This is a genomic window from Calditerricola yamamurae (assembly GCF_054654135.1).
Map to the genome: position 1 here is coordinate 951,803 of NZ_BAAIFH010000006.1, position 25,574 is coordinate 977,376.

Consider the following 25,574-nt stretch of genomic DNA (forward strand, 5'->3'; position numbering starts at 1 on the left):
GGGCTTCGGCATGGACCGCCTGTGGGAACGGTACTCGCGGCAGATCCTCTTCGCCCCGATCGGGCGCGAGGGGCAAGAGCGGCTGACGCAAAGCCGCGTGGCCATCGTGGGTGTGGGCGCCCTCGGGACAGTGCTGGCCAACCACATGGTGCGCGCCGGCGTGGGATACGTGCGGCTCATCGATCGCGACGTGGTCGAGATGAGCAACCTCCAGCGGCAGATGCTGTTTGACGAGGAGGATGCGCACCACCACCTGCCCAAAGCGGTGGCGGCGGCGGAAAAGCTGCGCCGCATCAACAGCGACGTGACGGTGGAGCCGCACATTGTCGATCTCAACGCCACCAACGCTGAAACGCTTCTGGCCGACGTGGACCTGGTTCTCGACGGGACGGACAACTTCCAGGTCCGCTTCCTCCTCAATGACGCTTGTGTCAAGCACGGCATCCCATGGGTATACGGCGGGGTCATTCGCGCACGGGGAATGGTGGCCCTCCTGCGTCCCGGCATCACCCCCTGCCTGCGCTGTCTCTTCGACAGCCCACCGGCCGCACATACGGAAACGTGTGACACCGTCGGGGTGATTGGCCCGATCGTCCACGTAGTGGCCTCGTACCAAGCTGCAGAGGCCCTCAAGCTGCTCGTCGGGGCAACGGATAAGCTCACCCCGGTCTTGCGCTACTTCGACCTGTGGGAAGGGCACGTCAGCGCCATGAAGTTGGACGGCGCTCGCAAGCCCGACTGTCCGTGCTGCGCCCGGCGGCGATTTGACTTCCTCGATCCCCAGCGTGAGGCCGGCACCGTCACCACGCTGTGCGGGCGAAACACGGTGCAGATCACCCCGCCGCAGCCCCTGGCTCTCAACCTGGCCGATTTGGAAGCGCGGCTTGCTGCGGTAGGCCCCGTCACACGGAACCGCTTCCTGCTACGTGTCACCGTCTCCGATGCCCACACGCTGGTCGTGTTCCCCGACGGCCGGGTTCTGGTGCAAGGGACGGACGAACCCGCCGTGGCCAAATCCCTCTACGCGCGATACATCGGCTCGTAATGCCGCCCCTTCGTGGCCGCGGTCAAAACAACGGACCGGGAGGCAAACCGCCCCCGGTCCCGTTTGTTTCCGGCCCCACGTTCCGCTTTCCCAATCCGCCGCACACAATGACTGACGGTCAGCTCGTAAACGCCACTTCCGCGACGGGCTCCCGCGAGAGCGCCAGGACATACACACCGGGGCTCAGCCAGCCCTCGCACCGCCCGCGCAAATTGGTCTTCCACCGTTTCTCCTCCCCTGAAGCCGAACGCCACACAACGGGGACACTCACGAGCGGACCGTGCTCGCCCGCCCATCCCAGCTCCACACGCCACTGTCCAAACCGGTTAACCGTTGCCGTCAGCGACAGTTCCGCGCGCAAGGGAATGATGCCGACGTGCACCCGCATCGCCTGGGCATAGTGGTCGGCGCGCCGGGCCGGCGTGGAAACCGCCTCCTCGGCGATGAGCGGCGCACCGGATACCGTCACCTCAACCGTTTCCCCCTTCCGGGCAACGCCCACGCGGGGGAGGTCGTCGGAACATTCGGTCACCTTCTGCACGTAATCGTCTACCCACGCGGCTAGATGGTCCGGTAACGGCGGAATGTGGGCGCGCTTCCACGCCTCCACCCGCTCCTGCCACACCGGTGTGGCGGCCAGGCACGCTTCCAGGGCCGCCCATTCGGCGTCGGCCAGTTCCCCGCGGACATAGCGGGCGATGAGCGCGTCGGACAATTCTGCCCGTACAGCGCGGCGTTTCAGCTGTTTCGCCACCCAGCGGTCGAGAAGATCGGCGTCGCCCTTGTCGGCCAGCTTCCGCCGCAAACGGTAGAGTCGCTGCTCCACCGCCGTGCCGGGAAACCCCAACACGCGGCCGACCTGTTCCAGATTATGCCCCTTGAAGGCCACCACCTGCGTTGTCACGGGCAGCTCGGCCACCGTCGCCGACCCGGCCGACAGCTCCATGCCCCCCCAGCCGGCGCCGGTCGCGGAAACCGGGTGCGCATCCCCGGAACCGGAACCATAGGCGGCGATCAGTTCGTGGACACGCACATCCGCCTCGAAGCCGACACGCGCCCGTTCCCAGACCTCCGGCTGCCATCCGCTCTGCACGGAGAGGTACCGCTCCTCCTCGGGGGTCAGGCCGCCGAAGAGATCCCAGTACGTCAGTTTCAGCACCAAGCGGTCCTTGACGTCGAGGCCCGCAATCCAGTCCATCAGGAAGGCTTCTTCTGCCTTCGTGATTACCGGTGCCGATGTGGCAGGAAAGGCCCACCCTTCCATATGCCGTGTCCCGGGCGGCGAGATCCCTTTCACGCGCCGGGCGTAGTCGGCCATGGCAAATCGCAGGCAAACGTAGAGAAACCGCTCAAAAGACACCACGCCGTCGTACCGGCGCAACCATCCCTCGCCCAGCAAGCGGGTGATGGCATGCCGGAACCGTTCATCGCGCTCCGCCTCACTGCCAGCACGACAGCCAACATAAAAGGCGACCAGGGGACCGTAGGCTTTGGCGAACGCGGCGGGAAACGTCGTGCTGCGAACATCGGTTGGCGTAAACGGCAACGTCACTCACCTCCGTAAGGTCCTCCCTACTCCTTACTCATTCGTGACGGATTGGCCAAGTTCCTGTTCCCTCCACAAGACCATGCATACGCAGCACGTCGGAATCTCATACCTCGGCACCCTGCCGTTCCCCGCGCAACGGAACGCGCGCCAACACCGTATACCGCGCACCGGTGGGATGGAGTTCCGAGCGATACAAGGCAAGGGCGTTCACGCGCCACGCCATTGGGGTTCCCGGCGCACAGTGCGCCAGTTCATCGGAACGCAGCGGACGCGTTCCGTTCCGGGCCAGGGTAAGATGAGGCGTATACGGCCGCGCGTCCGGGCGGTATCCCCAGTCGCGAAACACCTCTCCCAACCGGCGGTGCGCATGGCGCAACACGGCCACGTCCCCTTCCACTCTGACCCACAGGACGGTGGGCACCCCCTGCCGTGCGAAGGTACCGAGCGGACCGAGGCGCAGGGAGAAGGGCGGGATCTCCCGCGCCACACGGTGCATGCCAGCAACGATCTCGGGAACCCGCGCCGGCGGTTGTTCATCCAGAAAATGCAGCGTGACATGCAGGTTGTCCATCGGAACCCAACGTGTAAAGGGCAAGGCCCCGCGCAACGCGGGCAGCCATGCGCGCACCTGATTCTTCACGCGCGCATCCACTTCCACGGCGACAAACAGACGCAGCGGACCCACCTCCTCGAACGGAAAAACCCGGCCGGTTGCCGGGCCTCAGGACGCGCTTAGGACGTTGAACGCATCCGCATTTTTGTCACATAGTCGGTCTCATAATACTGCAGCTCGTCGCGCAGGTACTCGAAGGTCTTGGATAGCGAAAGGGTAAGCCGCTTCAGGCGTTCCGGCACCGGTTTGCGGAAGATGATCGCATCGTGCCCGGTGTACGAGTAACGCCCATCCTCGGCGTAGACTTCGCCCTTGGGGTAGTAGAACAGGTCGACGCAGTTGTGGTACACCTTATACAGCGTTTCTTCGGCAAACTCGGGGTTGAACTTGGCTCGACGAAGCACAATGCCCAGCCGCTCACAAGCGTTTTCGCAATTGACCAAGAGATGCCGCAAATCGGAAAGGTACAGACGGAAGTACTCCTCGTACTCCTCGCGGTCACCCCCGGCCTCTTCAACCAGCTGAGCGAGGGTCGTGCTGTTGAGGAACGCCTCGATGTCCGCGCACACCCGACGCAGGCGCCGATACGTTTCCTCGCAAAACTCGCAGAGCTGCGTGTTCGGCATGCCGTGACCTCCCGGGAACAGATTCGCATGAGGACCTGACAAGAAAGTCGTTTGGTTTTATTGTACCAGAACGGAGGGCCGGCGGGGAGCTTAGAAAAACGCGCGGGGCCGCCGACCCCGCGTCAAACGCTTCCCCTGCGCGCAATCCGCTTGTTCGCAATGCGCGGGCCCATCTGCGCCCGTCGCGCCCGGATCCTCACGAATCGCGTTGCGCGCGGTATGCCCAGTGATTCGTTGGGCCATGGCCGCCGCCGATGTCGAGGGCCTCGCGAATGGCAGCGGTAATGAACGCCTTGCCCGTCCGCACGGCGGACAGGAGATCCTCCCCTTTGGCCAGCGCCGCGGTGACCGCCGCCGAGAAGGTGCATCCCGTCCCGTGGGTGTTTCGCGTGGCCACGCGCGGCGCCGAGAGGACCTCGACGCGCGTGCGGTCATAGAAGAGGTCGTCGGCCGTCTCCCCGTCGCTGTGCCCGCCCTTGACGACAACCGCCTTAGCCCCCATGGCCACGATGGCTCGTGCCGCCTTCTCCATGTCGGCGCGGGTGCGGATGGTCATCCCGGTCAGCACTTCCGCCTCGGGGATGTTGGGCGTGACGAGAAGGGCATGGGGCAGCAGGCGACGGCGCAGCGTCTCAATGGCATCCTCTTTGAGAAGGGGCGCGCCGCCCTTGGCCACCATGACCGGGTCGACGACCAGCTTGTCGATGGCGAACCGCCGCACGGCCTCGGCCACGGCCTCGATGATGGCGCTGTCGAACAGCATGCCCGTCTTGGCCGCATCGACGCCGATGTCAGTGGCCACGGCCTCGATCTGCTTGACAACCGCCTCCGGTGGCAAGGGCCACACCCCGGAGACGCCCAAGGTGTTTTGCGCCGTTACGGCGGTAAGGGCCGTCATGCCGAAGACGCCCTGCTCCTGAAACGTCTTGAGGTCGGCCTGAATGCCGGCCCCGCCGCCGCTGTCGGATCCGGCGACGGTCAATGCGCGCGGAATCATGGCAATCGCCTCCCGTCTTTTTCCTTCCATGACGCATCAAATCGCTCCGATGTCACTCCGCCACGTTGACGAAGCATCTGTTGCCCGCAACGGCCTGCTGGATCAACCCGGTGTCCTTCATCCACGTGACCACTGCGTCCCAGGACGCCTCATCCTGCCAGCCGAAGGGCTTGTCCCTGGCGTCCATTAGGGGCAAGAGCATCTGCAGGCTCTGTTTCTCCGCGTCGGGGTCGAGGGGGAATTCCGACTGCTGGTGGGCAAGCAGGATGTTCAGCCCCTCGTCGGGATGTTCCACCACGTACTGCTGGCCCTTTTGCGCGGCGCGCCAGAACTTGCGGATCGTCTCGGCCTTCTCCTTCACCGTCTGTTCGCTGGCGATGAGGACCAGCTCGTAGTAGTCCGGCACGCCGTACCGCGTGGGGTCGATCGTGCGAATGGGGAAGCCCTCTTTTTCCATCAGCAGTTTCTCGTGGTTGATAAAGCCGCCCATCAGGGCATCCACTTTCCTTGTGCTGAGGGCCGGCACAAGGTCCCAGCCGACGTCGACCATCTTCACCCCGTCGTACGCCGCCCCGTCCCGTTCCACCATCGTTTTGACAAACGCCTCATCCACGGGACTCCCGGAGTACCCCACCTTCTTGCCGATCAGGTCCTTCGGCGAGCGGATCGGCGAGTCAGCCGGCACCATCAGGTGGTTGAGCGGATGGCGCACCACCGCCGCCACCGACTGAACGGGGATCCCTTCCGCCCGGGCCATCACCACCTGCGGCTGGTAGCTGAGGGCCAGCATCACCTCGCCGCTGGCCACCAGGCGCAGCGGGTCGTTCGTCTCCGCCGGCATGTTGAACGCGACCTGAAGCCCCTCCTCGGCGAAATAGCCCTTCTCCAGTGCCGTGTAGAGGAACGCGTGCACGGCGTTGGGGTACCAGTCGAGCATCACGGTGACGGGTTCCAGGTCCCCGGCTTCGCTCCCGCTCCCCGCACCGGCGTTCCGGGCCTCGTCTCCCGGGGCCTGCGTGGCCGTCTGACAGCCGCCCAGCAGGGCCACAAGCCCCGCCAAGCCGAGCAGAACCGCCCGCTTGCCGATCCACCCCTTGAGGCGTTTGCCTATGCGACGCATCGCGGCTTCCTCCTTTATCCTTCCGCTTCGATCCTTTCTCTACCCCGACCGGGAAACCGTCTCCCCGGCACCACGCCGCCCCCTCCCCGGCCGGCTCGTTTCGCGCGCGGTGCCGCTTCCCCCGCGCGGGGCCCGCCACACGTCCCGACCGTCCCCGGTTCCCGTGGTCCGCTACGGCCGCCCATCCGTGTTGCCGGTGGCGGCGCGGTGCCAATCGAGCAGGCGCCGCTCGACAAAGGCGGTCAGGGCGAAGAGGGCGATGCCGAGCAGAGACAGCACGACGACGGCGGCAAATAACTCCTCCGCGCGCAGGTTGTGGGACGCGCGCCGGGCGAAATAGCCGAGTCCCGCCTCCGCGCCCAGCCACTCGCCAACCGTGGCCCCGATGACGCTGAACACCACGGCCACCTTCAGGCCGGAGAAAAACGCCGGTAGGGCGGCGGGCACCTGCGCTTTCCAAAAGATCTGCCGGCGTGTGGCCCCCATCGTCCGCAGCAGGTCGACCAGTGCCGCCGGCGTGCGCGTAAGGCCGTCGTACGTGTTGACGACGATGGGAAAGAACGTGACGAGGACGGTGACGGCCACCTTCGTCCAGACGGAGTACCCGAACCACAGGATAAAGACGGGCGACAGCGCGATGATGGGGATCGTCTGCGAAACGACGACCAGCGGGTACACAAGCCGCTCCACCCAGCGGGAAGCGACCATCGCCACGGCCAGGAGCACGCCGCCGGCGACGGACAGCAAGAGGCCCAGGGCCACTTCCGCCAGCGTGGCTGGCAGATGAATAAGGAAGAGCGCCTCCCACCGCTCCACCAGGGCCCGCGCGATGCCGCTCGGCGCGGGAAGGATAAAGTGGGGCACGGCGAGGGCCCGCACGAGGGCCTCCCACAGCAACACGAGCAGGAGGGCACCCCCAACGGCCCACGCCCGATCCGTCCACACCCGCCTCACCGTCCCTCGCCTCCCGCCGCGCCCTGCTGCCCTGCGAGGAGGGCCAGCACGTCACGGCGGATGCGCTGGAAGGCCGGGGTGGTCACCAGCCCATACCGCCGCGGGCGCTCCAAGGGCACGGCCACCTCGTGCAGACGGCGCGCCGGCCGTCCGGGCAGCACGTAGATGCGGTCGGACAAGAGGACGGCTTCCTCGATGTCATGGGTGACGAGGAGCACCGTCTTCCCCAGGCGGCCGTGCGCATCCAGGAGCCACTCCTGCATCGCGGCGCGGGTGAACGCATCGAGGGCGCCGAAGGGCTCGTCCAACAAGAGCAGCTCGGCATCGGTCATCACCGTGCGCAGGAAAGCCACGCGCTGGCGCATCCCGCCGGACAACTGGTGCGGATAGGACCGCTCAAACCCGGTGAGGCCGAACTCCGCGAGCAGCCGCCGCGCCCGCTCCCGCGCCGCCTTCCGCGGCACGCCGCGGATCTCCTGGGGGAGGACCGCGTTGTCGAGCACCGTACGCCACGGCAGGAGCGAGTCCTGCTGGGGCATATACCCCACCCGCCCGAGCCGCCCGTCGGCACGGCCGTCTACGGCGATGCGTCCCCGATCGGGCTCGCGCAGCCCGGCGATCAGCTGGAAGATCGTGCTCTTCCCCGCCCCGCTCGGGCCCACAAGGCTGACGAATTCCCCTTTCCCCACGTGGAACGAGACGCCCTCGAGGACGGGGACAATCCGGTCGCCGTCGCGGTGGGCATACCACACGTCGTCAAAGACCAGCATCGCGCGCCTCCTCACAGGGGCCAGCGAGCCTCTTGCCACGCCATCTCCCAGAACAGGTACTCAAAGCGGAAGCCGGTGACAAAGAGCTCCCGCAGGCGGCCCCGCTCCGCCTCGGACGCGTGGGCCGTGAGCGCATCCAGCTTGTCACACAGCCACCGGCCAAGCCGGCCAAACTCGTCCGCGGCGTACGCGTCAATCCACGCGTTGTAGGGCGAGTCAGCCGGGCTGCTTCCGGCCGCCTTTAGCCGCAGGGCGATCTCATGGTACGACCACTGACACGACAGCACGGCGGCCAGGATGTCGGCGATGGTCCCGGCGTAAGCCGTTTTGAGCAAAAACGACGTGTAGCTGGCCGTCACCGGCGCCGGTTCCGTCCGCTCCAGCTCCTCCGGTGCCATGCCGAACCGGGCCGCGTAGCGGCGATGGATGTCCATCTCCGTATGCAGGGTCTCGGACAGCAGGGAACCGAACAGCTTCATCGTGTCCAGGTCGTCGGCCTTGGCCGCCGCCAAGGCGAAGACGCGGCAGTAGTCGATGAGGTAGACGTAGTCCTGGCAGAGGTAAAAGCGAAATTTCTCCTGCGGCAGCGTGCCGTCGCCCAACCCCCGCACAAAGGGGTGGGCCATGATGCGCGCGAAGATCGGCTGTGCTTCCTGCCACAGCCACGCGCTGGTCGCCATTCTTCCCCCTCCCTTTGACGCCTAATAAAAAACCGCCCGACAAGCGGGCGGTCTGCGGCACGAAGCATGCGTTGGGCATTCGTGAGCCGACCCACCCACTTCCCTTCGCTGGCATTACCCAGGTCAGGTTCCAAGGGTTGAAGGCGCAAGCGCCTTCTCTCAGCCCCGAACGGAGCACCCCTAGTGGATGGTCACCGTATGGTATGGACGTGTCCAGTTATCAGCGAGGATTTGCTTTCATTGTAGCAAGGGCCGTTTTCCACCGTCAACGAGTGGTCACCGTCGTTCCCGTCTTTATTCTGTCGGAACGTCAGCCATCAACGCGCGATACAGCAGGGCCATCGCTTCTGCGCGGGTGGTCAGCTTTTTGGGGCAAACGTACCGTCCGGATACCCCGCAACCAGTCCGTATGCCGCCGCGGTCCGGACAGCGGGTACCGTCCACGCCGGGATGGTGCATGCGAACGGCTGTTTTTCTATTTGGACAACGTCTTCGCTAGCGAGGGAATGATGTGACAAACATCACTTTCAGAAATCTCATTTTCAGTTACAGTAAAAATGTAAAGATTAATTACGAAAGGGGAGAATCGGCATGAAAGCTGCACGGTGGTATAACGCCAGAGACATTCGCGTCGAAGAGGTTGAGGAACCGAAAGTAGAAAAAGGAAAAGTCAAAATCAAAGTGGAATGGGCAGGGATCTGCGGAACGGATTTGCACGAATACGCAGCCGGCCCCATCTTCATTCCGGTGAAAGACCCGCATCCCCTGAGCGGTGACAAAGCGCCGGTCATCCTGGGTCACGAATTTTGCGGCCGAGTCGTCGAGGTCGGAGAAGGCGTTACGAAGGTCAAGGAGGGAGATCCGGTTGTCGTTGAACCGATTCTTCGCTGCGGAAAATGTCCAGCTTGTTTGAAAGGAAAATACAACCTTTGCGAGCAGCTCGGGTTCCACGGCCTCTCCGGAGGCGGCGGCGGATTTTCGGAGTATACCGTGGTGGACGAGTACATGGTTCACAAAATGCCCGAAGGCCTTTCCTTCGAGCAAGGCGCCCTGGTGGAACCGGCGGCCGTCGCCTTGCATGCCGTTCGAATGAGCAAGCTCAAACCCGGCGACAAAGCCGCCGTCTTTGGAACCGGTCCGATCGGGCTTCTGGTGATCGAGGCGTTAAAAGCGGCCGGTGTTGCTGAAATTTATGCCGTGGAAGTCTCCAAGGAACGGCTGCAAAAAGCGAAAGAGTTGGGTGCGACGGCTGTCATCAATCCGAGAGAAGAAGATCCGGTGCAAAAGCTTCACGAACTGACCGGTGGTGGCGTCGATGTGGCCTTTGAAGTAACCGGCGTTCCGACAGTATTGCAACAAGCGATCGATAGTACATCCTTTGAAGGGGAAACGGTCATCGTCAGCATCTGGGAAAAAGAAGCCGGCATTCAGCCGAACAACATCGTCCTGAAAGAACGGAATGTAAAAGGCATTATTGCGTACCGTGACATTTTCCCGGCGGTCATGGAATTGATGAAACGCGGATACTTCCCAGCCGAAAAACTCGTTACGAAGCGAATTAAGCTGGAGGAGATCGTAACAGAAGGATTTGAAACGCTGATGAACGAAAAAGACCAAGTGAAGATCTTGGTCAAACCCTAATGCGTTCCAATGGGCTCGATGAGATGAGAACCGGAAGATCTGCCTGCAATTTCTCACGCAGCAAGCACTGCGTGAGCATTTTTTTAATTTCAAAAGTCCGCCTTGACATCTGAGTCGGTAAAGAAGATCGTCTGGCGATCTAACAGGAAAACCGGTCGTTGCAAATCGAAAGGGCACCTGTCCCCTTCCATCCTCGTAAGGGAAAAGGACAGGTACCCTCACTCGATGCGGCTTTGACCCTTTTCTCATTTGAATTGACCCACAACCCCTTGAAAACGACGAGAAAAAGACGAAGACGACATTTTTCGGCGTCTAAAAAAGCTAATTGATCATAGAAGTTGTTTTTTCAAGTTGTCGAATCTTCTCTTTTTTGTCGTATTAAAAAAAGGTATCCCAACCTAGTAAAATTTTCTTGCTTAGGGGGGATTGTGCTATGGGATCCTTCTCACAGGAATCGTTTTTACAACAAATCAAAGAAAAAGAACACTACTATCTTGGATACTGTCCTGAAAAAGGTTGGATCTACAGTGTTCAAACGGGACAAAACGAGTACACCATTTTCGCTGTCCGGGAAGGAAGTGTAGAGCCATTAATCACGTTTAAAATTCGGGGACAACCCCCCGCAACACCCACACAAACAAGTTCAACCCCACTTTAATCCTTCTCCAATCTTCTTCCATTCAGCAAAAAAATAGCATGGAGGACCCTTTGTTGCAATCGACTAACAGTCCTATTTCACTCTTTGGCAGCGCATCTCAAAGGCACCCTTCGTCTTTCGCTTCGTATACACCATTGATGTGATGCCTTTACGTTACGGCAATATCGCCCGAATTCCAAAGTCGTAAGCACCTCCGCCGGCATGACACGCCCCCGCGCCGCCAGGCCATGATCTCCTCGCGCCGTTCGCTATAATGAACCCAGAACCACGAGGATACGCCGAACCTAAGGAGGGTGGGCTCAATGGCGCCCAAACGGAAGTTGTCTGGCGAAGCACGGCGCCGTGCCATCGTCGCGCTTTTACAAGCGGCAAACGGCCCCGTGACGGGAACCGAACTGGCCGGGAAAATGGGCGTCAGCCGACAGGTGATCGTGCAGGACATCGCCCTCTTGAAAGCACGTCAGGAACCGATTGTCGCCACGCCGCAGGGCTACGTGTGGCTGGAGGCGCCAAATCCCCCCCTCATCACCCGCGTCGTTGCCTGCCGCCACACCCCGGAAGAGACGGAACAGGAGCTGCTGCTCCTCGTTGACCACGGTGTGAACGTCGTCGACGTGATCGTCGAACACCCGATCTATGGCGAGCTGCGCGGCACACTGATGATCCGGTCACGTGAAGATGTGCAGCGCTTTATCGGCAAGGTGCGCGCGGAGCGGGCGCCCCTTCTCTCTTCCCTCACCGGCGGTTTGCACCTGCACACCTTGCAAGCCCCCGAGGTGTCTCGCCTCGACCGCGCCTGCCAAGCGCTCAGAGAGGCAGGCATTCTCGTCGATCCCCTTCCCGGTGATACCCTCCCTGTCGGCCGCCCGTAACGCCCGACCGTGCGTCTTCCCCGTCCTGTCCGCGCGCTGAGCGCCCTCGTGTCCTCGCCGGAGGCGTCTTTCGTTGCCTGCGATCGCCGTGCGCTGCCGTCAAACGCGGAACACTTCCACCGTTTCTCGGAGCGTCTTGGCCAATTCGTGGAGCGACGCGGCCGAGGCGGTCATTTCCTCCATCGAGGCCAGCTGCTCTTCCGTGGACGCGGCCGCCCGCTCGGCGCTCCCCGACGCTTCCCGCGCCAGCCGCGCGACCTCTTCCACCGATGCGGTCACCTCCTCGGAACCCGCCGAGAGCTCTTCGGAGACGGCGGCCACCTCTTCCACCTCTCCATTCACCGTATGCATGGCGGACACGATGCGCGCAAAGGCCTCCCCTGCCTTGCTCACCGCTTCCTTGCCGGCCACTACTTCCTTCGTCGTCGCCTCCATGGCGTCTGTCGCCCGCCGCGTCTCCTCCTGGATGGTACGGATGAGGGAGACGATCTCCTGCGCCGAGCCTTTGGCCTGCTCCGCCAGCTTGCGCACCTCATCGGCAACCACGCTGAACCCCCGGCCGTGCTCGCCGGCGCGTGCCGCCTCGATGGCGGCGTTGAGGGCAAGGAGATTGGTCTGCTCGGCAATCTCGGTGATGACGGTGCTGATGGTTTCAATCTCCTGGGACCGGCTGGCTAGCGCACGCACATCTTGCGCCGTCTGGGTCACAGCTTCGGCAATCGTTTCCATCTGTCCCACTGCCTGCTGGACCAACCGGCTACCCCCTTCCGCCATCTGGGCCCCGTTCGCGGCCGTTTGCGCCACCTTGCCCATGGCCTCGGCAATGCGCTGGATGCCCGCGGCCATCTCTTCCATCGCCCGCGCGCTCTCCTCCGTCGCCCGCACCTGCGACTCGGCCCCGCCGGCCACAGCCTGCACGGACTGGGCAATCTCCCGCGCCGCCTGGGACGTCTGCGCAGCGCCCGACGACAGCGCGTCGGCCGAATCGGCCAGCTGCCGGGCCACGTTCTGTACGTTGTGAATCATCCCGCGCAACTGTTTCACCATCTCGTTGACGGCCTGTGCCAAGCGTCCCAGCTCGTCGTGCGAACGAACGGGAAGCGCTTCGAGGCGCAGATCGCCCTGGGCCACGCGCTGGGCCACCGCGGTGATTTGGGCCAGCGGCCGCGCCAGGTACCGTGTGAACAGAATCGCGACGGTCAGGCCCACAGCCGAAGCCACAACCAAAACGACCGTCTGTATGGTGGAGGTGAAGGTAGCCTTCGCTTGCGTTCGGGCAGAAACGGCGGCAAACTGATCGTTCTCGGCCTTTACCAGCCGGTCGATCTCGTTGATCAGCGCGCGGCGGGCAGTCGCCATCTCCTCTTCCAATCGGCCGGCTTCGGTGGCATCGCCGCGTTGCACCGCAGGCAACAGCCGCTCCTCAACCAATTGCCGAAACGCGGCGTACTGGGCCAACACCTGCTGGAAGGCCGCCTGTTGTTCCGGCTGCAGCCGCTTTTGCACCTGCAAGGCCTGGGCGGCAAACGCCTCCTGCTGCGCACGGTACTCCTCTAGCATCTGCGGGTCCGGATTGAGCAGGTACTCCAGCACGCGGAGGGACAGCAAACGCAACTGGGCCTTCAGCTCCATCATCTGCGTCATCATTTGGCCTTCCGCTTCCAAGCGGACGACATCCTGGGCCACGGACCGCAACATTCCCCACGCTATCGCGTTGCCCACGGTGAACAGAACAAGGATCAAAAGGAAAATGCTCATCAATTTCTTTTTGACTGACATATTATGTATTAAACGCATTACATCCCTTCGCTCTTTTCCCATCATTCGTTGTCGCTTCCCTTCACAAAGATGATACCGAATTTCTGCGTAGGAAAAAGTGAAAACAGCATCACGAGGCATCACCCAAAAACAAAACAGGCCTTTGGACCTATCTTTTCGTAGGTCCAAAGACCTGCATCGTCGGAACACCGTGTGCTGAAGGGGGCTCCGCTCCCGGTTACGGGATCACCCGAATGCGGCCCGGGTGCGCGGCCACCGCCTCGCCGATCATGGACGCCTCGACGCCGTGCGCGCGCAGCGCTTCCAGGGCCGCGTCGGTCTCATCGGCCGGCAGGGCCACCAAGAGACCGCCCGAGGTGACGGCATCGCACAGCACCACGCGCGTCGGTTCGTCCACGCCGTCGGCAAAGTCGACCTTGTCGGCCAACCACTGGGTGTTGGCCCTTGACCCGCCCGGCACGATGCCCTCGGCGGCCAGCTCCCGCGCACCGGGCAAGATCGGGACGCGACCGGCCTCGATGCGCAGCCCCACTCCGCTTCCGACGGCCATCTCATAAGCGTGGCCCAGCAGGCCGAAACCGGTCACGTCGGTGCAGGCGTGCACGGAAAAGGACGCCAGCACCTCGGCGGCCGCCTTGTTGAGCGTGGCCATCACCTGGGTGACGCGACGTGTCCCCTCCTCATCCAAGCGGTCGCGCTTGATCGCCGTGGTGAGGATGCCCACGCCGATGGGCTTGGTCAGAATCAGCTTGTCGCCCGGGCAGGCGCCGCAGTTTTTCCACACCTTGGCAGGATGCACAACACCGGTGACGGCCAGGCCGAATTTCGGCTCCTGGTCGTCGATGGAGTGTCCGCCTACCAGGGTGGCGCCGGCTTCCCGCACCTTGTCGGCGGCGCCGCGCAGAATATCGGCCAGGATGGCCGGGTCCAGCTTTTTGATGGGAAAGCCGACGATGTTGAGCACCGTCAGCGGCTTGGCGCCCATGGCGTAGACGTCGCTGAGGGCGTTGGCCGCCGCGATGGCCCCGAACCAGTAGGGATCGTCGACAATCGGCGTAAAGTAGTCGACCGTCTGCACCAGGGCCAGGTCATCGGTCAGCTGGAACACGCCGGCATCGTCGGAGGTTTCAAAGCCGACGAGCAGCCGGGGATCGGCTTCCGACTGGGGCAAGTGGCGCAACACGTGCGCCAGGTCCTGGGGACCGATCTTGCACCCTCACCCCGCCTTGGTCGACAGCGCCGTCAGCCGGATTCGCTCGCGCTCCGTCATCGTGCGCACCTCCCGTTTCATCGCCTTTCGCGGTCACACGCCGACCGCGTCAAGGGGATAGATTTCGGCCAGCACATCGTCGGTTACGCGCCCTCCGGCGGCCCGTCGTAGACGGTCAAGCCGCGGGCGAGCGAGGATCGAGCGGGCCGTCACCGGATCGAGGCTGGCCACCGGCTCGTCGCCGAGGATCATCTTCGGCTTCTGCATCAGGACGCGGGCAATGGCTACGCGCTTTGATGCCGACAAAGGCGTCCTGCAGCTGTTTGATCAGCTCCGGCGACGTGTCCTTCTTCACCGCCCACGGATACTGAAAGAGCGGCTCCGATTGCCAGATCACCTTGAAGGCGCCAGCATCAATCTTGCCTTCGTTCTTCAGCACGTTGAACATGGCGCTGTCAATGGCCCCAACATCGGCCTGCTTGTTCTGCACGGCCAGCGCCGTCGCGTCGTGGTTCCCCGTATAGACGACCGACTTGAATTGGTGTTGGTTCTGGTCTTCAAACACGCCCTGCTTCTTCAGCACCAGCCCGGGGATGAGAGAAGCCGACGTAGAGTTGACGTCGCCGAAGGCCAGGCGGATCTCCTTGGAATGCTTGACCCCGTCGTCGATGGAGTTCCACGGGCTGTCTTTGTGCGTGATCAGGTACGAGTAGTAGTAGGGCTTGCCGTCGATGAGCGGGGTGATGATCGCCTCCGCCCCGCTCCTTTCGTGGGCGATGACGTAGGTCAGCGGGCCAAAAAAGGCCATATCGACGTGGCCATAGCCCATGGCCTCGACAACACCGTTGTAGTCGGAATACACCTTGATCTCGACGTCACGGCCGAGCTTCTCTTCCAGAATCTGCGCCAGCTTGTTCATCGCCTTCTGCATCTCGCCCTGGTTTTGTGTGGGAATCACGCCGATGTGAAAGGGCTCGTCCGCTTCACCGCCCTGCCCTTGCTCGGGCACCTGCGTCTGGCTGCACGCGACGAGCGAGAACACGAGCAGCAACAGCAGTGCCATCATCGCCCAACGCGGGAGCCCTTGTTTTCGCACGGCATACGCCTCCTCAACGTTCGGTGTTTCGATACACGAAACGAACGCACCCTTTATTGTACCGCATGCAGGTCCGTCAGCAACCGTCCCGCACGGCCTGGTAAATGGCGAGCAGCCGCCGCGCCTCCGTTTCGGCCGAAAAGCGCGCCGCCACGTCGCGTCGCCCGGCTTCCACCAACCTCCGGCGCAGGGCGTCATCCTGCACCAGCCGCGCCGCCTTGGCGGCGAAATCCTCCTCGTCCAGATCGGTATACAACAGCCCGTTCTCCTCCTGCCGCACGATCGTCCGGTTTCCCGCGACGTTGGAAGCCAACACGGGCACGCCAAAATGGAGCGCCTCGATCAGCGCCGCCGGCTGCCCTTCGGCGCGCGACGTGTTGAGGACGACATCGGCCTGCGCGTAGAGGGCAGGCATGCACGCGTGCGGCACCTCGCCGACATACGCGACCCATTCCCGCTCCTCCTGTGCGGCGCGCCGCACGCGCTCCCCCTCGGCGGCATCCAGTACCGGGCCGGCGATGACAAGGTGAACCTCCATCCCCCGCTCGCGGAGACGCTTGAGGCCGCGCACGGCAAACAACACGTTCTTGATGGGCCGAATGCCGGCGGGGAGCAGAAAGGTAAACCCTCGCTTCGGCGGGAGATGCCGCGCGCAGTCCTCCGGCGGCACATCGGGAAACGCCGACAGGCCCTGCGGCACGACATGCAGCTTGGCCGGATCGCCCGGCCACTGCGTCCGGAGCATCTCCCGCGCTTCCTCGCTGAACAAGACAACGGCGGCGGCGCGTTCGAGGGTCCAGAACACGTCGTACCGGCCGCTCTCGTCAAACAGGTCCCTGTTCACATCCGTCCCCGTCATCGTCACCACCAGGGGGGCCGGCGGCGCCAGATGGCCCATTTCGCGCCGCCAGAAGCGGGCAAAACGCGAGGCGTGGAACACGTGGGTCACATCCGCCGGGGAAAAGACCGCGTTTCCCTCCGCGTAGGCGACCGTTTCCACTTCAAGGCCCAGTCGACGCAGCCCCGCGGCAATGCGCCGCACCGTAATCGTGTTGCCGCGGTTGGCCGTCAAAAAGGGGCTGGCGAGGAGAACGCGTTGAACACAAGGCGCCGTCTTGGTCTGCCGTTCCATAGCGGAACTTCTGCAAGGGCGCTCCCCTTGCTCGCATGTCTTATTCGATCGTATCATATCCATCCGTCGCTCACCACCGCTTGTTTCTGCACACAACCGCTTCAAAATCGGGTAAAATGAGAAGAATGGGGATAGATTCGCACGAGAAGGTGACAACCATGGACGTTTCCCTTCACGAGGTCCGCCAACGTGCTGATGTGGTGTACATTGACGTGCGCTCACCCGGGGAATTTGCCGAAGGGCACATCCCGGGCGCGCATAACGTTCCCTTGCTGGACAACGACGAACGGGCTCAAGTGGGAACCGTTTATAAGCATCAGGGGGCAACCGAGGCAAAAAAGTTGGGGCTGACGCTCGTTTCCCCCAAATTGCCGCAGCTCGTCGAGACCATCCGGAACCTCGCAAGCGACCGGACTCCCGTCATCTATTGCTGGCGCGGCGGCCTGCGCAGCAAATTCGTGTCGATGATGGCGCAATTCATGGACATTCCCGCCCTGCGCCTGGTCGGGGGCTACAAAGCCTACCGGCGCCATGTGCTCGCCTTCCATGAAGCGCCGTCCTGGAACGGCCGCTTCATCGTCCTCCACGGCAACACGGGTGTGGGCAAAACGGAAATCCTCCAACGCCTCGCCGCCGACGGCTATCCGGTGCTGGACTTGGAAGCCTGCGCATCCCACCGCGGTTCGGTGTTTGGCCATATCGGCCTCGGGAGCCAGCCGTCGCAGCCGCTCTATGAAGCCTATCTCTTTGAAACACTGGATCGCTTGGGGGACAGGCCCTTCATTTTCCTCGAAGCCGAAAGCCGACGGATCGGAAAGCTGATGACCCCAAAATGGATCATGGAACGGAAGGAAACCGGAATCCACGTGTGGCTGACGGCCACACTCGAAACGCGGGTGCAACGCATCGTGGCAGAATACGCCCCGCTCAACCCGGAAACGGTCCGAATCCAGTGGCGCGAAGCCCTCGCATCGATTGAAAAGCGCTTGGAACGCACCATCCGCGCCGCCATCCACGAAGCCCTTGACCGCTATGATTTCGCCACGGCGGCCCGCCTGCTCCTCGAGCACTGGTACGACCCGCGCTACCGCCACGCCCGCCAGCGGTACGTCGAGCGTTTCGAAGCGACCGTCGACGCCGAAAACCTCGACGCGGCAGTCGACGCGCTGAAGCGGCTCTACGACCGCCTCGCCTCAGTGGTGCCGGCGGCCGCAGCCAATTGATCGGCAACCCCCCACCGATTCCGACCTCCATCCCCCCCGCCCGCCGTCCACGCCGGGCGGGGGGGCATCGTCCTCACGCAAGAAAAAAGAAAAAGCCGGACCGACGTCCGACTTGCTCGCGAGGGGTGGTGCGGGAGAGAGGACTTGAACCTCCACGGCCTCAACGGCCACTAGATCCTGAGTCTAGCGCGTCTGCCAATTCCGCCACTCCCGCACGACGCATGTTTGGATTGTTCGCCTGACACGATAAACACTACCATACATAATCCACCTTGTCAAGGGGGTTGCGGCTCTACGCTAAAAAGTGTGGGATCTAAGAGGAAAAGGCGGTCGACGAGCCAAGGGATAGTTAGGCACATCACATCCCGAAGGAGGCTCGCGACCGCCTATGAACAAGCTTACCGCAGAAATGTTCGGCTTACAATCGTGGATTGTTTACCGTATCGTGCATCAATCCGATGGTATTCACATCTACGCCGGTCGGCCGCGTAAGGAAGCGCGGTGTCCGGATTGTGGACAGCTGACACGCCGCGTCTACGATCGTGCGCGCGAATGGAAACGGAAGCTGCACACCTGGTGCAACGAGAAACCGGTTTACCTCTGGGTACGTCCCCGGCGCTTCCAGTGCACGGCCTGTCGAAAAGTGTTCACCGAACGCTTTCCTGGTATTCGCCCCTGGGCACGCAGGACCGAACGGGCCGAAGCCCTTTTGCTCCAGCGCCTGAAAGCGGGCAGTTTCCGTCGTGCCGCCCAGGAAAGCGGAACAAGCAGCAGCACCTTGCGCCGTCTGCTCCTTCGGTACGTAGACCAGCAGGTAAATCTCGAGGAAGCCCTCCGGGATGTCGATGCCTTCGTGCTTAGCATTGATGAACACAGCTATCGTGGCCGTGACATGATGGTTACGGTCACATGCGTGTGGCCAAAACGGTGCCTTTTGGCCATCTTGCCGGATGACCGCATGAAAACACTGGAGCGCTTTTTGCGCCAGCTGCCGGAGACGGTTCGTCGGCGGATTCGGGCCGTGTGCATCGACCTGAAGGATGCTTGGCGCCATGCCGTGAAGCGCGCTTTGCCCGGCGCTGTCATCGTGGCGGATCCGTTTCACGTCATCCAGGACGCGAATCGGCGGGTTGACGAAGCACGGCTAGTGGAACAGCAGGTGACCGGGGTACGCCTGCCTCGATGGCCGCTTTTGAAGAACGAGGACGACCTCACCGAACGCCAAGCTGCCCAGCTTGCCGCCATTCGGAAGCATCACAAGAACGTGGCCCACTTTCACTGGGTCAAAGAGCAGCTGCGAGACGTTTACCGTGCTTCCAATCGAGACGAAGCCGCAGCCATCCTGGACCGCGTGATCTTTGAGGCCCAGTCGGCAAGCGATGCCGCGCTCCTGCAGTGGGGACGCACGCTCCGCCGCTGGCGCGAGGCGATTCTGGCTTACCACACCTGGCGTGTTTCGAACGGCTACACGGAAGGCGTGCACACCAAGATCAAGCTGCTCAAACGAATCAGCTACGGGTTCCGCAACCGCGAAATCTATGTGCGGAAGATGCTCCTCGCTTTTATACCCTTGGCTTGGTTGACCTCCCATCCACAGTTATTGACTTAGAGCCGGGGGTTGCGGAGAGGGACAAGGCGAACGAAAAAGAGGAAAACCATGATCAAACAAATCGCCACCGTCACCATTTACGTGGAAGATCAGGAAAAAGCACTGGCCTTCTGGACGGAAACCCTGGGCTTTACCGTGTACCGCAACCAGCCGATGGGGCCTGCGGGCAACTGGATTGAAGTGGGTGCCGCTCTCCTTTTTCTTTTTTGGACAATGCTGCGGAAGGCAGAAACGGCTCGGCCTTTTTTATTCCATAATACCGCAATTTATCTCCCACTCATGTTAGAAAAACAACATCTCATGAACGGACGGAAAGCAGCGTAGGCTTTTCGCCCTATTGAACCTGACTTTGCCACCAACTATAATGGAGCGGAGATTTTGGAAACGCATTCATCCATGGCCCCCCTCCGGCAGGGTCTGTAGGAGGTGCTTCTCATCGATGAAACAGTGGTGGCGCACCCTGTCGCTCAAATGGAAACTTTCCTCATCCATCTCCGCCATCGTTCTGTTCACCGTGCTGCTCTACACGGTGTGCTTCGGCATTCTGTTCTACCGGTTTGCCGGAGACGTGAACCGGTACCTTTCCGACAGCCAGCTCAAGATGCGGTCCATGAGCAATACGACGAAAGAGACGATCGTGAAAAACCTCGACGCCATCGACACCCAGATCAATCAGGGCTTTACCCTTTTCCTACAGCAAATAGAATCTCTGGTCAACGTCATCACCCAATCGGAACAGGCGGCACGCCTCGCCAACCACGCGGCACTCCCGTCGGGTTCGGCAGAGGGAACACCGTACGCCAAATTGCCCCCAAAAAACAAACCGTCCCTCAATCCGGTGCTGATCCCGTATCTGGAACGGTTCACGAAAACGTATGAAGAAATCCAATACGCCTACTACGGCACGCCCGATGGTGCCTATTATATTGCCCCGTTGACAAATGACGACTATCGCAACTACGATCCGACCACGCGCCCGTGGTACCAAGCCGCCATCAAGCAGCCGGATCAGGTAGTCTGGACCGACCCCTATCTCGATGCATTTACCCGTAAACCTATCGTAACCGTGGCCAAGGCCATTGTTCACAACGGAAAGGTGATCGGCGTCGCCGGATTGGACATTTCGATAGAAAAGCTGATCAACCTTGTGGGACAAATCAAAATCGGCCAAACCGGCTACGTCTACCTGACCGACAAAAACGGTGTCATGCTCGCCCACCCCCAAGACAAAACGCTGATCGGCCAGAACGTCAAGGAGAAATTTCCGTTCCTGTCCTCGGTGTATGAGCGGGAAACCGGGACGTTCGAGTACACGCATAATGGTGTGGAAAAAGTTGGCCATTTCGTCACCAACCCGCTCACCGGGTGGAAGCTGATCGCCGTCGTCGACAAGAAAGACCTGCTGCAACTGCAGCTGGCGATCGACAACCTCCATCAGCAAGGCCAGCACCTTCTTGATTCCCTCAAAACAAGCCAGCTGATCACCATTCTGGTCATGCTGGGAATCGGCCTCGTCTTGTTCGCCGTCTGCGCGACGGGCGCCTACCTGTTTGCCCGGTCCATAGGCCAGCGCGTGGAGGAGATCCGCCACGGGATGAACCGCCTGGCGGAAGGCGATCTGACGCAGCACATCAGCGCCCAGCCGGGCGACGAGATCGACGAGTTGGCCCTGCGCTTCAACGAGATGGTCGACCAGCTGCGGCGCTTGATCGCCACCAACATGGAGCTGTCGCGGAGCATCGAAGAGGCGGCCACCGGACTGGCCGCCGTGGCCGAGGAGACCACGGCCCAAGCGGCCGATATCGGCCGGACCATCGGCGAAATTGCCGAAGCCGTGTCCAAACAGGCCGAGGAAACGGAACAAGGGGCCCAAGTCGTCAACATGTTTGCCCAATCCATCGATCGCGTCAACGAGAGCGCCGACAGCGTGAAACAAGCCGTGGACGAAACAACCCGCGCCGGCGAGCAAGGTGTGGCGGCAATGAACGAACTGGAACGCTCATCGGAACAAAACGTGGCGGTGGCCGACCGCGTCACGGCGGACATCCGGGCCCTCAGCGAACAGATGAACCGCATCACCTCGTTCACCACCACGATCAAGGAAATCGCCGAGCAAACCAACCTGCTGGCCCTCAACGCGGCCATCGAGGCGTCCCGCGCCGGCGAACACGGGGCCGGGTTTGCCGTCGTCGCTTCGGAGGTGCGCAAGCTGGCCGAGCAATCCTCCAAGGCGGCGCGGGAAATCGAGCAGGTGGTACAGGCCATCCACAGCCAAGTGGAAACGTCGGTGACGACGATCGGCCAAACGGCGGAAATCGCCCGCCAACAGCACGACATCGTGCAGCAAACCAAACAGGCCTTCCAGCGCATCCTGCAGGCCGTTGAGCACATCCGCGAAAAGATGGAAGGGGTGGCCGCGGCGATGGCCGAGATGAACCGCGACAAAAACACCTTCGTCCAAACCATTGAGAACATCTCCGCGGTCAGCCAGCAGACGGCAGCCGGCGCCCAAACGGTCAACTCGGCCACCCAGGAGCAAACGCGCGCCATCGAAGAAGTGGCCCAGGCGGCGCAACGGCTTACGGAAATGGTCGAGTCGCTCAACCGGGAAATCGCCAAGTTCAAGCTCGACGCCGAATAACCCCTTTGAAACGCCCCTTCATCCCCCGATGAAGGGGCTTATTCCATCATGAGAGGTGCCATATGCTGAGAAACAATCGGCCGAGGACCGTTACCAGCTTACCGTTATTTCGTTGCACGAATTGGTTCCTCTTCGTACTCAGACGACAAGAAAACTCCCTCGGCTGCGTTGACACCGAGGGAGTTTGTCTGGAGACCGTTGCGCCGAAACGATTAACAGGTGTGAGAGGAGGGAGCAGCCGCCCCCTCCTCCTCGATTTTTTCCGGTAAAACTCCGGCCACCGCTCCGCTCGCGCCCGGCGACGCTCAGGAACGCGACAACAGCGGCGCGAGATACTGGTCAATCAGCTGCCGGTTCAGCTCGCCGACGTGGACGGCCTGCACCGTCCCGCGTGGATCAATGAACACCGTCGTGGGAAAGGATTTGACGCCATAGACCTTTGTCGTGATCTGCTGGTCCCGATCGAGCACAACGGGGAACGTCACGCCCCGGCGGCTTAGAAACCCGCGCACCGTGGCCTGACTCTCGCCGAAGTTCACCCCGACCACCACGACTCCTTTATCCCGATAGGCCTCATACGCCGCTTGCAAGGCCGGCATCTCCCGCTGGCACGGCTCACACCACGTGGCCCAGAAGTTGAGCACAACGGCTTGTCCGCGCAGCTCCGAAAGGGTAAACGTCCGCCCGTCCACCGTCTGGAGGGTAAAGTCAGGTGCCGCTTCTCCTTTCTCTACCCCCTGGTGGTCCTCCCCAAATGCCCGGTAAAAGGTGATAATGACCGCCAACGCCAACACTCCCAGCACCAAGGGGCGCAGGATCCGATTCATTCGCGACTCCTCCTCTCTGCCGCCGCTTTTCTTCTTCATTTCAACATGATACCCCAATTCGTTCTCCGCACGAACGCCGGTCACAAAACGTTCGGTGAACGGACGGGCACCAACGTTAGGCTTTTCGGCCCATTGAACGTGATTTTTGTCACCTTCTATAATGGAACGGAGCTTTTGAATAGAACGGAGCTTTTGGAAACGCATGCACGCGGAAAACCCCACGGCAGGATCTGATGGAGGTGGCGTTTCATCGATGAAACAGTGGTGGCGCACCCTGTCGCTCAAATGGAAGCTCTCCTCATCCATCTCCGCCATCGTTCTGTTCACCGTGCTGCTCTACACGGTGTGCTTCGGCATCCTGTTTTACCGGTTTGCCAGCGACGTGAACCGGTACCTTTCCGACAGCCAGACCCAGATGCGGTCGATCAGCAACATCACGAAAGACACCCTCGTGAAAAACCTCCACGCCATCGACACCCAGATCAACCAGGGCTTCACCCTTTTCCTTCAACAGATGGAATCGCTGACCAACCTGATTGCCCAGTCGGAACAGGCGGCACGCCTCGCCAACCACGCGGCACTCCCGTCGGGTTCGGCAGAGGGAACGCCGTACGCCAAATTGCCCCAAAAAAACAAACCGTCCCTCAATCCGGTGCTGATCCCGTATCTGGAACGGTTTACGAAAACGCATGAAGAAATCCAATACGCCTTCTTCGGCACACCCGACGGCGCCATATACCTTGGACCGGTGCCGGACGCTGATCTGCGCGACTACAACCCGACCACCCGTCCGTGGTACCAGGCGGCCGTGAAACAGCCGGACAAGGTGGTGTGGACCGATCCGTACATTGACGCCGTCACCGGGAAACCCATCGTCACCATCGCCAAGGCCATTGTCCAAAACGGGAAGATCATCGGCGTGGCCGGGATGGACATTTCCATGGAAAAGCTCACCACCCTCGTGAGCCAAATCAAAGTGGGCCAGTCCGGCTACACGTTCTTGACCGACAAAAACGGTGTCATGCTCGCCCACCCCAAAGACAAAACGCTGATCGGCCAGAACGCCAAAGACAAGTTCCCGTTCTTGGCCCCCGTCTTCCAGCGCGAAACGGGAACCGTGGAATACACGTACCAAGGAACGGAAAAATTCGGCCATTTCGTCACCAACCCGCTCACCGGGTGGAAGCTGATCGCCGTCGTCGACAAGAAAGACCTGCTGCAACTGCAGCTGGCGATCGACAACCTCCATCAGCAAGGCCAGCACCTTCTTGATTCCCTCAAAACAAGCCAGCTGATCACCGTCCTGGTCATGCTGGGAATCGGCCTCGTCTTGTTCGCCGTCTGCGCGACGGGGGCCTACCTGTTTGCCCGGTCCATAGGCCAGCGCGTGGAGGAGATCCGCCACGGGATGAACCGCCTGGCGGAAGGCGATCTCACGCAGCACATCAGCGCCCAGCCGGGCGACGAGATCGACGAGTTGGCCCTGCGCTTCAACGAGATGGTCGACCAGCTGCGGCACTTGATCGCCACCAACATGGAGCTGTCGCGGAGCATCGAAGAGGCGGCCACCGGACTGGCCGCCGTGGCCGAGGAGACCACGGCCCAAGCGGCCGATATCGGCCGGACCATCGGCGAAATTGCCGAAGCCGTGTCCAAACAGGCCGAGGAAACGGAACAAGGGGCCCAAGTCGTCAACATGTTTGCCCAATCCATCGATCGCGTCAACGAAAGCGCCGACAGCGTGAAACAAGCCGTGGACGAAACAACCCGCGCCGGCGAGCAAGGTGTGGCAGCAATGAACGAACTGGAACGCTCGTCGGAACAGAACGTGGCGGTGGCCGACCGCGTCACGGCGGACATCCGGGCCCTCAGCGAACAGATGAACCGCATCACCTCGTTCACCACCACGATCAAGGAAATCGCCGAGCAAACCAACCTGCTGGCCCTCAACGCGGCCATCGAGGCGTCCCGCGCCGGCGAACACGGGGCCGGGTTTGCCGTCGTCGCTTCGGAGGTGCGCAAGCTGGCCGAGCAATCCTCCAAGGCGGCGCGGGAAATCGAGCAGGTGGTACAGGCCATCCACAGCCAAGTGGAAACGTCGGTGACGACGATCGGCCAAACGGCGGAAATCGCCCGCCAACAGCACGACATCGTGCAGCAAACCAAACAGGCCTTCCAGCGCATCCTGCAGGCCGTTGAGCACATCCGCGAAAAGATGGAAGGGGTGGCCGCGGCGATGGCCGAGATGAACCGCGACAAAAACACCTTCGTCCAAACCATTGAGAACATCTCCGCGGTCAGCCAGCAGACGGCAGCCGGCGCCCAAACGGTCAACTCGGCCACCCAGGAGCAAACGCGCGCCATCGAAGAAGTGGCCCAGGCGGCGCAACGGCTTACGGAAATGGCCGAGTCACTCAACCGGGAAATCGCCAAGTTCAAGCTCGACGCCGAATAACCCCTTTGAAACGCCCCTTCATCCCCCGATGAAGGGGCGTTCAGCGTGTAGACAAAGTACCGGGAGGTACAAGGTCT

General features: G+C 61.9%; 20 protein-coding genes, 1 tRNA gene, 3 pseudogenes and 1 riboswitch. Of the genes and pseudogenes, 8 read left to right on the top strand and 16 right to left on the bottom strand.

Translation table 11 applies throughout. From position 1 onward, the window contains the following. Window positions 1-10 precede the first annotated feature (10 nt). Window positions 11-1,045 carry a ThiF family adenylyltransferase gene (locus ACYQ0Z_RS11000; protein WP_459868028.1) on the top strand — a complete coding sequence of 345 codons (1,035 nt, stop codon included), beginning with the start codon at window positions 11-13 and terminating at the stop codon, window positions 1,043-1,045. A 118-nt stretch (window positions 1,046-1,163) separates the two neighbouring features. Here the strand turns inward: ACYQ0Z_RS11000 and ACYQ0Z_RS11005 are convergent, their stop codons facing one another. The 9 genes from ACYQ0Z_RS11005 to ACYQ0Z_RS11045 form a co-directional block, all read right to left on the bottom strand. Beyond that, on the bottom strand, window positions 1,164-2,591 hold the full coding sequence (locus ACYQ0Z_RS11005; protein ID WP_459868031.1) for a sigma-70 family RNA polymerase sigma factor: 1,428 nt from the start codon (window positions 2,589-2,591) through the stop codon (window positions 1,164-1,166). A gap of 106 nt (window positions 2,592-2,697) precedes the next feature. Then, window positions 2,698-3,279 carry an RNA 2',3'-cyclic phosphodiesterase gene (gene thpR / locus ACYQ0Z_RS11010; protein WP_459868034.1) on the bottom strand — a complete coding sequence of 194 codons (582 nt, stop codon included), beginning with the start codon at window positions 3,277-3,279 and terminating at the stop codon, window positions 2,698-2,700. Window positions 3,280-3,326: 47 nt separating this feature from the next. Continuing rightward, the gene (locus ACYQ0Z_RS11015) at window positions 3,327-3,833 is read right to left on the bottom strand and encodes a DUF3907 family protein (protein WP_459868037.1); all 507 of its coding nucleotides are present in this window, start codon (window positions 3,831-3,833) and stop codon (window positions 3,327-3,329) included. Between the two features lie 196 nt (window positions 3,834-4,029). After that, complete coding sequence (thiD, locus tag ACYQ0Z_RS11020; protein WP_459868040.1) at window positions 4,030-4,830, bottom strand: bifunctional hydroxymethylpyrimidine kinase/phosphomethylpyrimidine kinase; 801 nt, start codon at window positions 4,828-4,830, stop codon at window positions 4,030-4,032. A 52-nt stretch (window positions 4,831-4,882) separates the two neighbouring features. Continuing rightward, complete coding sequence (locus tag ACYQ0Z_RS11025; protein WP_459868043.1) at window positions 4,883-5,950, bottom strand: ABC transporter substrate-binding protein; 1,068 nt, start codon at window positions 5,948-5,950, stop codon at window positions 4,883-4,885. A gap of 171 nt (window positions 5,951-6,121) precedes the next feature. Further along, window positions 6,122-6,904, bottom strand: coding sequence for an ABC transporter permease (locus ACYQ0Z_RS11030; RefSeq protein ID WP_459868046.1), 783 nt, complete (start codon window positions 6,902-6,904; stop codon window positions 6,122-6,124). After that, window positions 6,901-7,674, bottom strand: coding sequence for an ABC transporter ATP-binding protein (locus ACYQ0Z_RS11035; RefSeq protein WP_459868049.1), 774 nt, complete (start codon window positions 7,672-7,674; stop codon window positions 6,901-6,903). Before ACYQ0Z_RS11035 ends, ACYQ0Z_RS11030 begins: the two co-directional genes overlap by 4 nt. Before the next feature lie 11 nt (window positions 7,675-7,685). Beyond that, the gene (gene tenA / locus ACYQ0Z_RS11040; RefSeq protein WP_459868052.1) at window positions 7,686-8,354 is read right to left on the bottom strand and encodes a thiaminase II; all 669 of its coding nucleotides are present in this window, start codon (window positions 8,352-8,354) and stop codon (window positions 7,686-7,688) included. An 83-nt stretch (window positions 8,355-8,437) separates the two neighbouring features. Then, window positions 8,438-8,546: riboswitch (TPP riboswitch) on the bottom strand. Window positions 8,547-8,713: 167 nt separating this feature from the next. Next, a complete protein-coding gene (locus tag ACYQ0Z_RS11045) occupies window positions 8,714-8,872 on the bottom strand; it encodes an S-layer homology domain-containing protein (RefSeq protein WP_459868055.1) in 159 nt (52 codons plus the stop codon). A 73-nt stretch (window positions 8,873-8,945) separates the two neighbouring features. Between ACYQ0Z_RS11045 and ACYQ0Z_RS11050 the strand changes: the two genes are divergently transcribed. Beyond that, the gene (locus ACYQ0Z_RS11050) at window positions 8,946-9,995 is read left to right on the top strand and encodes a 2,3-butanediol dehydrogenase (protein ID WP_459868058.1); all 1,050 of its coding nucleotides are present in this window, start codon (window positions 8,946-8,948) and stop codon (window positions 9,993-9,995) included. 960 nt (window positions 9,996-10,955) lie between these two features. Continuing rightward, a complete protein-coding gene (locus ACYQ0Z_RS11055; protein ID WP_459868061.1) occupies window positions 10,956-11,525 on the top strand; it encodes a transcription repressor NadR in 570 nt (189 codons plus the stop codon). 99 nt (window positions 11,526-11,624) lie between these two features. Here ACYQ0Z_RS11055 and ACYQ0Z_RS11060 read toward each other — a convergent pair whose 3' ends face one another. From ACYQ0Z_RS11060 to ACYQ0Z_RS11080, 5 genes and pseudogenes are all read right to left on the bottom strand, one after another. Beyond that, window positions 11,625-13,424 (bottom strand): methyl-accepting chemotaxis protein, encoded by a 1,800-nt coding sequence (locus ACYQ0Z_RS11060; protein ID WP_459868064.1) that lies wholly within the window; start codon window positions 13,422-13,424, stop codon window positions 11,625-11,627. A gap of 97 nt (window positions 13,425-13,521) precedes the next feature. After that, entirely contained in the window at window positions 13,522-14,574 is a 1,053-nt protein-coding gene (gene selD / locus ACYQ0Z_RS11065) for a selenide, water dikinase SelD (RefSeq protein WP_459868067.1), read from the bottom strand. A 132-nt stretch (window positions 14,575-14,706) separates the two neighbouring features. Next, window positions 14,707-14,808: pseudogene (locus ACYQ0Z_RS11070) on the bottom strand (phosphonate ABC transporter ATP-binding protein); the annotation flags it as partial. A gap of 16 nt (window positions 14,809-14,824) precedes the next feature. Then, window positions 14,825-15,580 (bottom strand): annotated as a pseudogene (phnD, locus tag ACYQ0Z_RS11075) (phosphate/phosphite/phosphonate ABC transporter substrate-binding protein); the annotation flags it as partial. A gap of 106 nt (window positions 15,581-15,686) precedes the next feature. Beyond that, entirely contained in the window at window positions 15,687-16,742 is a 1,056-nt protein-coding gene (locus ACYQ0Z_RS11080; protein WP_459868070.1) for a glycosyltransferase, read from the bottom strand. Between the two features lie 158 nt (window positions 16,743-16,900). Here ACYQ0Z_RS11080 and mnmH point away from each other — a divergent pair, with 158 nt between their 5' ends. Then, on the top strand, window positions 16,901-17,965 hold the full coding sequence (mnmH, locus tag ACYQ0Z_RS11085; protein WP_459868073.1) for a tRNA 2-selenouridine(34) synthase MnmH: 1,065 nt from the start codon (window positions 16,901-16,903) through the stop codon (window positions 17,963-17,965). Window positions 17,966-18,091: 126 nt separating this feature from the next. Here the strand turns inward: mnmH and ACYQ0Z_RS11090 are convergent. Continuing rightward, window positions 18,092-18,179: transfer RNA gene (locus tag ACYQ0Z_RS11090), tRNA-Leu, on the bottom strand. Between the two features lie 174 nt (window positions 18,180-18,353). On the opposite strand from ACYQ0Z_RS11090, the gene ACYQ0Z_RS11095 reads away from it, so the two are divergent. The 3 genes and pseudogenes from ACYQ0Z_RS11095 to ACYQ0Z_RS11105 all read left to right on the top strand — a co-directional run bounded on the left by ACYQ0Z_RS11095 (window position 18,354) and on the right by ACYQ0Z_RS11105 (window position 22,215). Then, window positions 18,354-19,574, top strand: a complete 1,221-nt coding sequence (locus ACYQ0Z_RS11095) for an ISL3 family transposase (RefSeq protein WP_459863420.1) — start codon at window positions 18,354-18,356, stop codon at window positions 19,572-19,574. Window positions 19,575-19,622: 48 nt separating this feature from the next. Beyond that, window positions 19,623-19,760 (top strand): annotated as a pseudogene (locus tag ACYQ0Z_RS11100) (VOC family protein); the annotation flags it as partial. 253 nt (window positions 19,761-20,013) lie between these two features. After that, window positions 20,014-22,215 (top strand): methyl-accepting chemotaxis protein, encoded by a 2,202-nt coding sequence (locus ACYQ0Z_RS11105; RefSeq protein ID WP_459868076.1) that lies wholly within the window; start codon window positions 20,014-20,016, stop codon window positions 22,213-22,215. Between the two features lie 305 nt (window positions 22,216-22,520). Here ACYQ0Z_RS11105 and resA read toward each other — a convergent pair whose 3' ends face one another. Continuing rightward, window positions 22,521-23,042, bottom strand: a complete 522-nt coding sequence (resA, locus tag ACYQ0Z_RS11110; protein WP_459868079.1) for a thiol-disulfide oxidoreductase ResA — start codon at window positions 23,040-23,042, stop codon at window positions 22,521-22,523. Window positions 23,043-23,295: 253 nt separating this feature from the next. Between resA and ACYQ0Z_RS11115 the strand changes: the two genes are divergently transcribed. Then, entirely contained in the window at window positions 23,296-25,497 is a 2,202-nt protein-coding gene (locus ACYQ0Z_RS11115) for a methyl-accepting chemotaxis protein (RefSeq protein WP_459868082.1), read from the top strand. Window positions 25,498-25,574 lie beyond the last annotated feature (77 nt).

What these genes read in the sequence shown, in the direction of transcription:
- resA (WP_459868079.1), bottom strand. Translation starts at nt 23,042, where the DNA reads ATGAATCGGATCCTGCGCCCCTTGGTGCTGGGAGTGTTGGCGTTGGCG.
- ACYQ0Z_RS11050 (WP_459868058.1), top strand. Translation starts at nt 8,946, where the DNA reads ATGAAAGCTGCACGGTGGTATAACGCCAGAGACATTCGCGTCGAAGAG.
- ACYQ0Z_RS11015 (WP_459868037.1), bottom strand. Translation starts at nt 3,833, where the DNA reads ATGCCGAACACGCAGCTCTGCGAGTTTTGCGAGGAAACGTATCGGCGC.
- thiD (WP_459868040.1), bottom strand. Translation starts at nt 4,830, where the DNA reads ATGATTCCGCGCGCATTGACCGTCGCCGGATCCGACAGCGGCGGCGGG.
- ACYQ0Z_RS11060 (WP_459868064.1), bottom strand. Translation starts at nt 13,424, where the DNA reads ATGCCTCGTGATGCTGTTTTCACTTTTTCCTACGCAGAAATTCGGTAT.
- ACYQ0Z_RS11095 (WP_459863420.1), top strand. Translation starts at nt 18,354, where the DNA reads ATGAACAAGCTTACCGCAGAAATGTTCGGCTTACAATCGTGGATTGTT.
- ACYQ0Z_RS11055 (WP_459868061.1), top strand. Translation starts at nt 10,956, where the DNA reads ATGGCGCCCAAACGGAAGTTGTCTGGCGAAGCACGGCGCCGTGCCATC.
- ACYQ0Z_RS11035 (WP_459868049.1), bottom strand. Translation starts at nt 7,674, where the DNA reads ATGCTGGTCTTTGACGACGTGTGGTATGCCCACCGCGACGGCGACCGG.
- mnmH (WP_459868073.1), top strand. Translation starts at nt 16,901, where the DNA reads ATGGACGTTTCCCTTCACGAGGTCCGCCAACGTGCTGATGTGGTGTAC.
- ACYQ0Z_RS11080 (WP_459868070.1), bottom strand. Translation starts at nt 16,742, where the DNA reads ATGGAACGGCAGACCAAGACGGCGCCTTGTGTTCAACGCGTTCTCCTC.
- ACYQ0Z_RS11105 (WP_459868076.1), top strand. Translation starts at nt 20,014, where the DNA reads ATGAAACAGTGGTGGCGCACCCTGTCGCTCAAATGGAAACTTTCCTCA.
- ACYQ0Z_RS11025 (WP_459868043.1), bottom strand. Translation starts at nt 5,950, where the DNA reads ATGCGTCGCATAGGCAAACGCCTCAAGGGGTGGATCGGCAAGCGGGCG.
- ACYQ0Z_RS11000 (WP_459868028.1), top strand. Translation starts at nt 11, where the DNA reads ATGGACCGCCTGTGGGAACGGTACTCGCGGCAGATCCTCTTCGCCCCG.
- ACYQ0Z_RS11115 (WP_459868082.1), top strand. Translation starts at nt 23,296, where the DNA reads ATGAAACAGTGGTGGCGCACCCTGTCGCTCAAATGGAAGCTCTCCTCA.
- tenA (WP_459868052.1), bottom strand. Translation starts at nt 8,354, where the DNA reads ATGGCGACCAGCGCGTGGCTGTGGCAGGAAGCACAGCCGATCTTCGCG.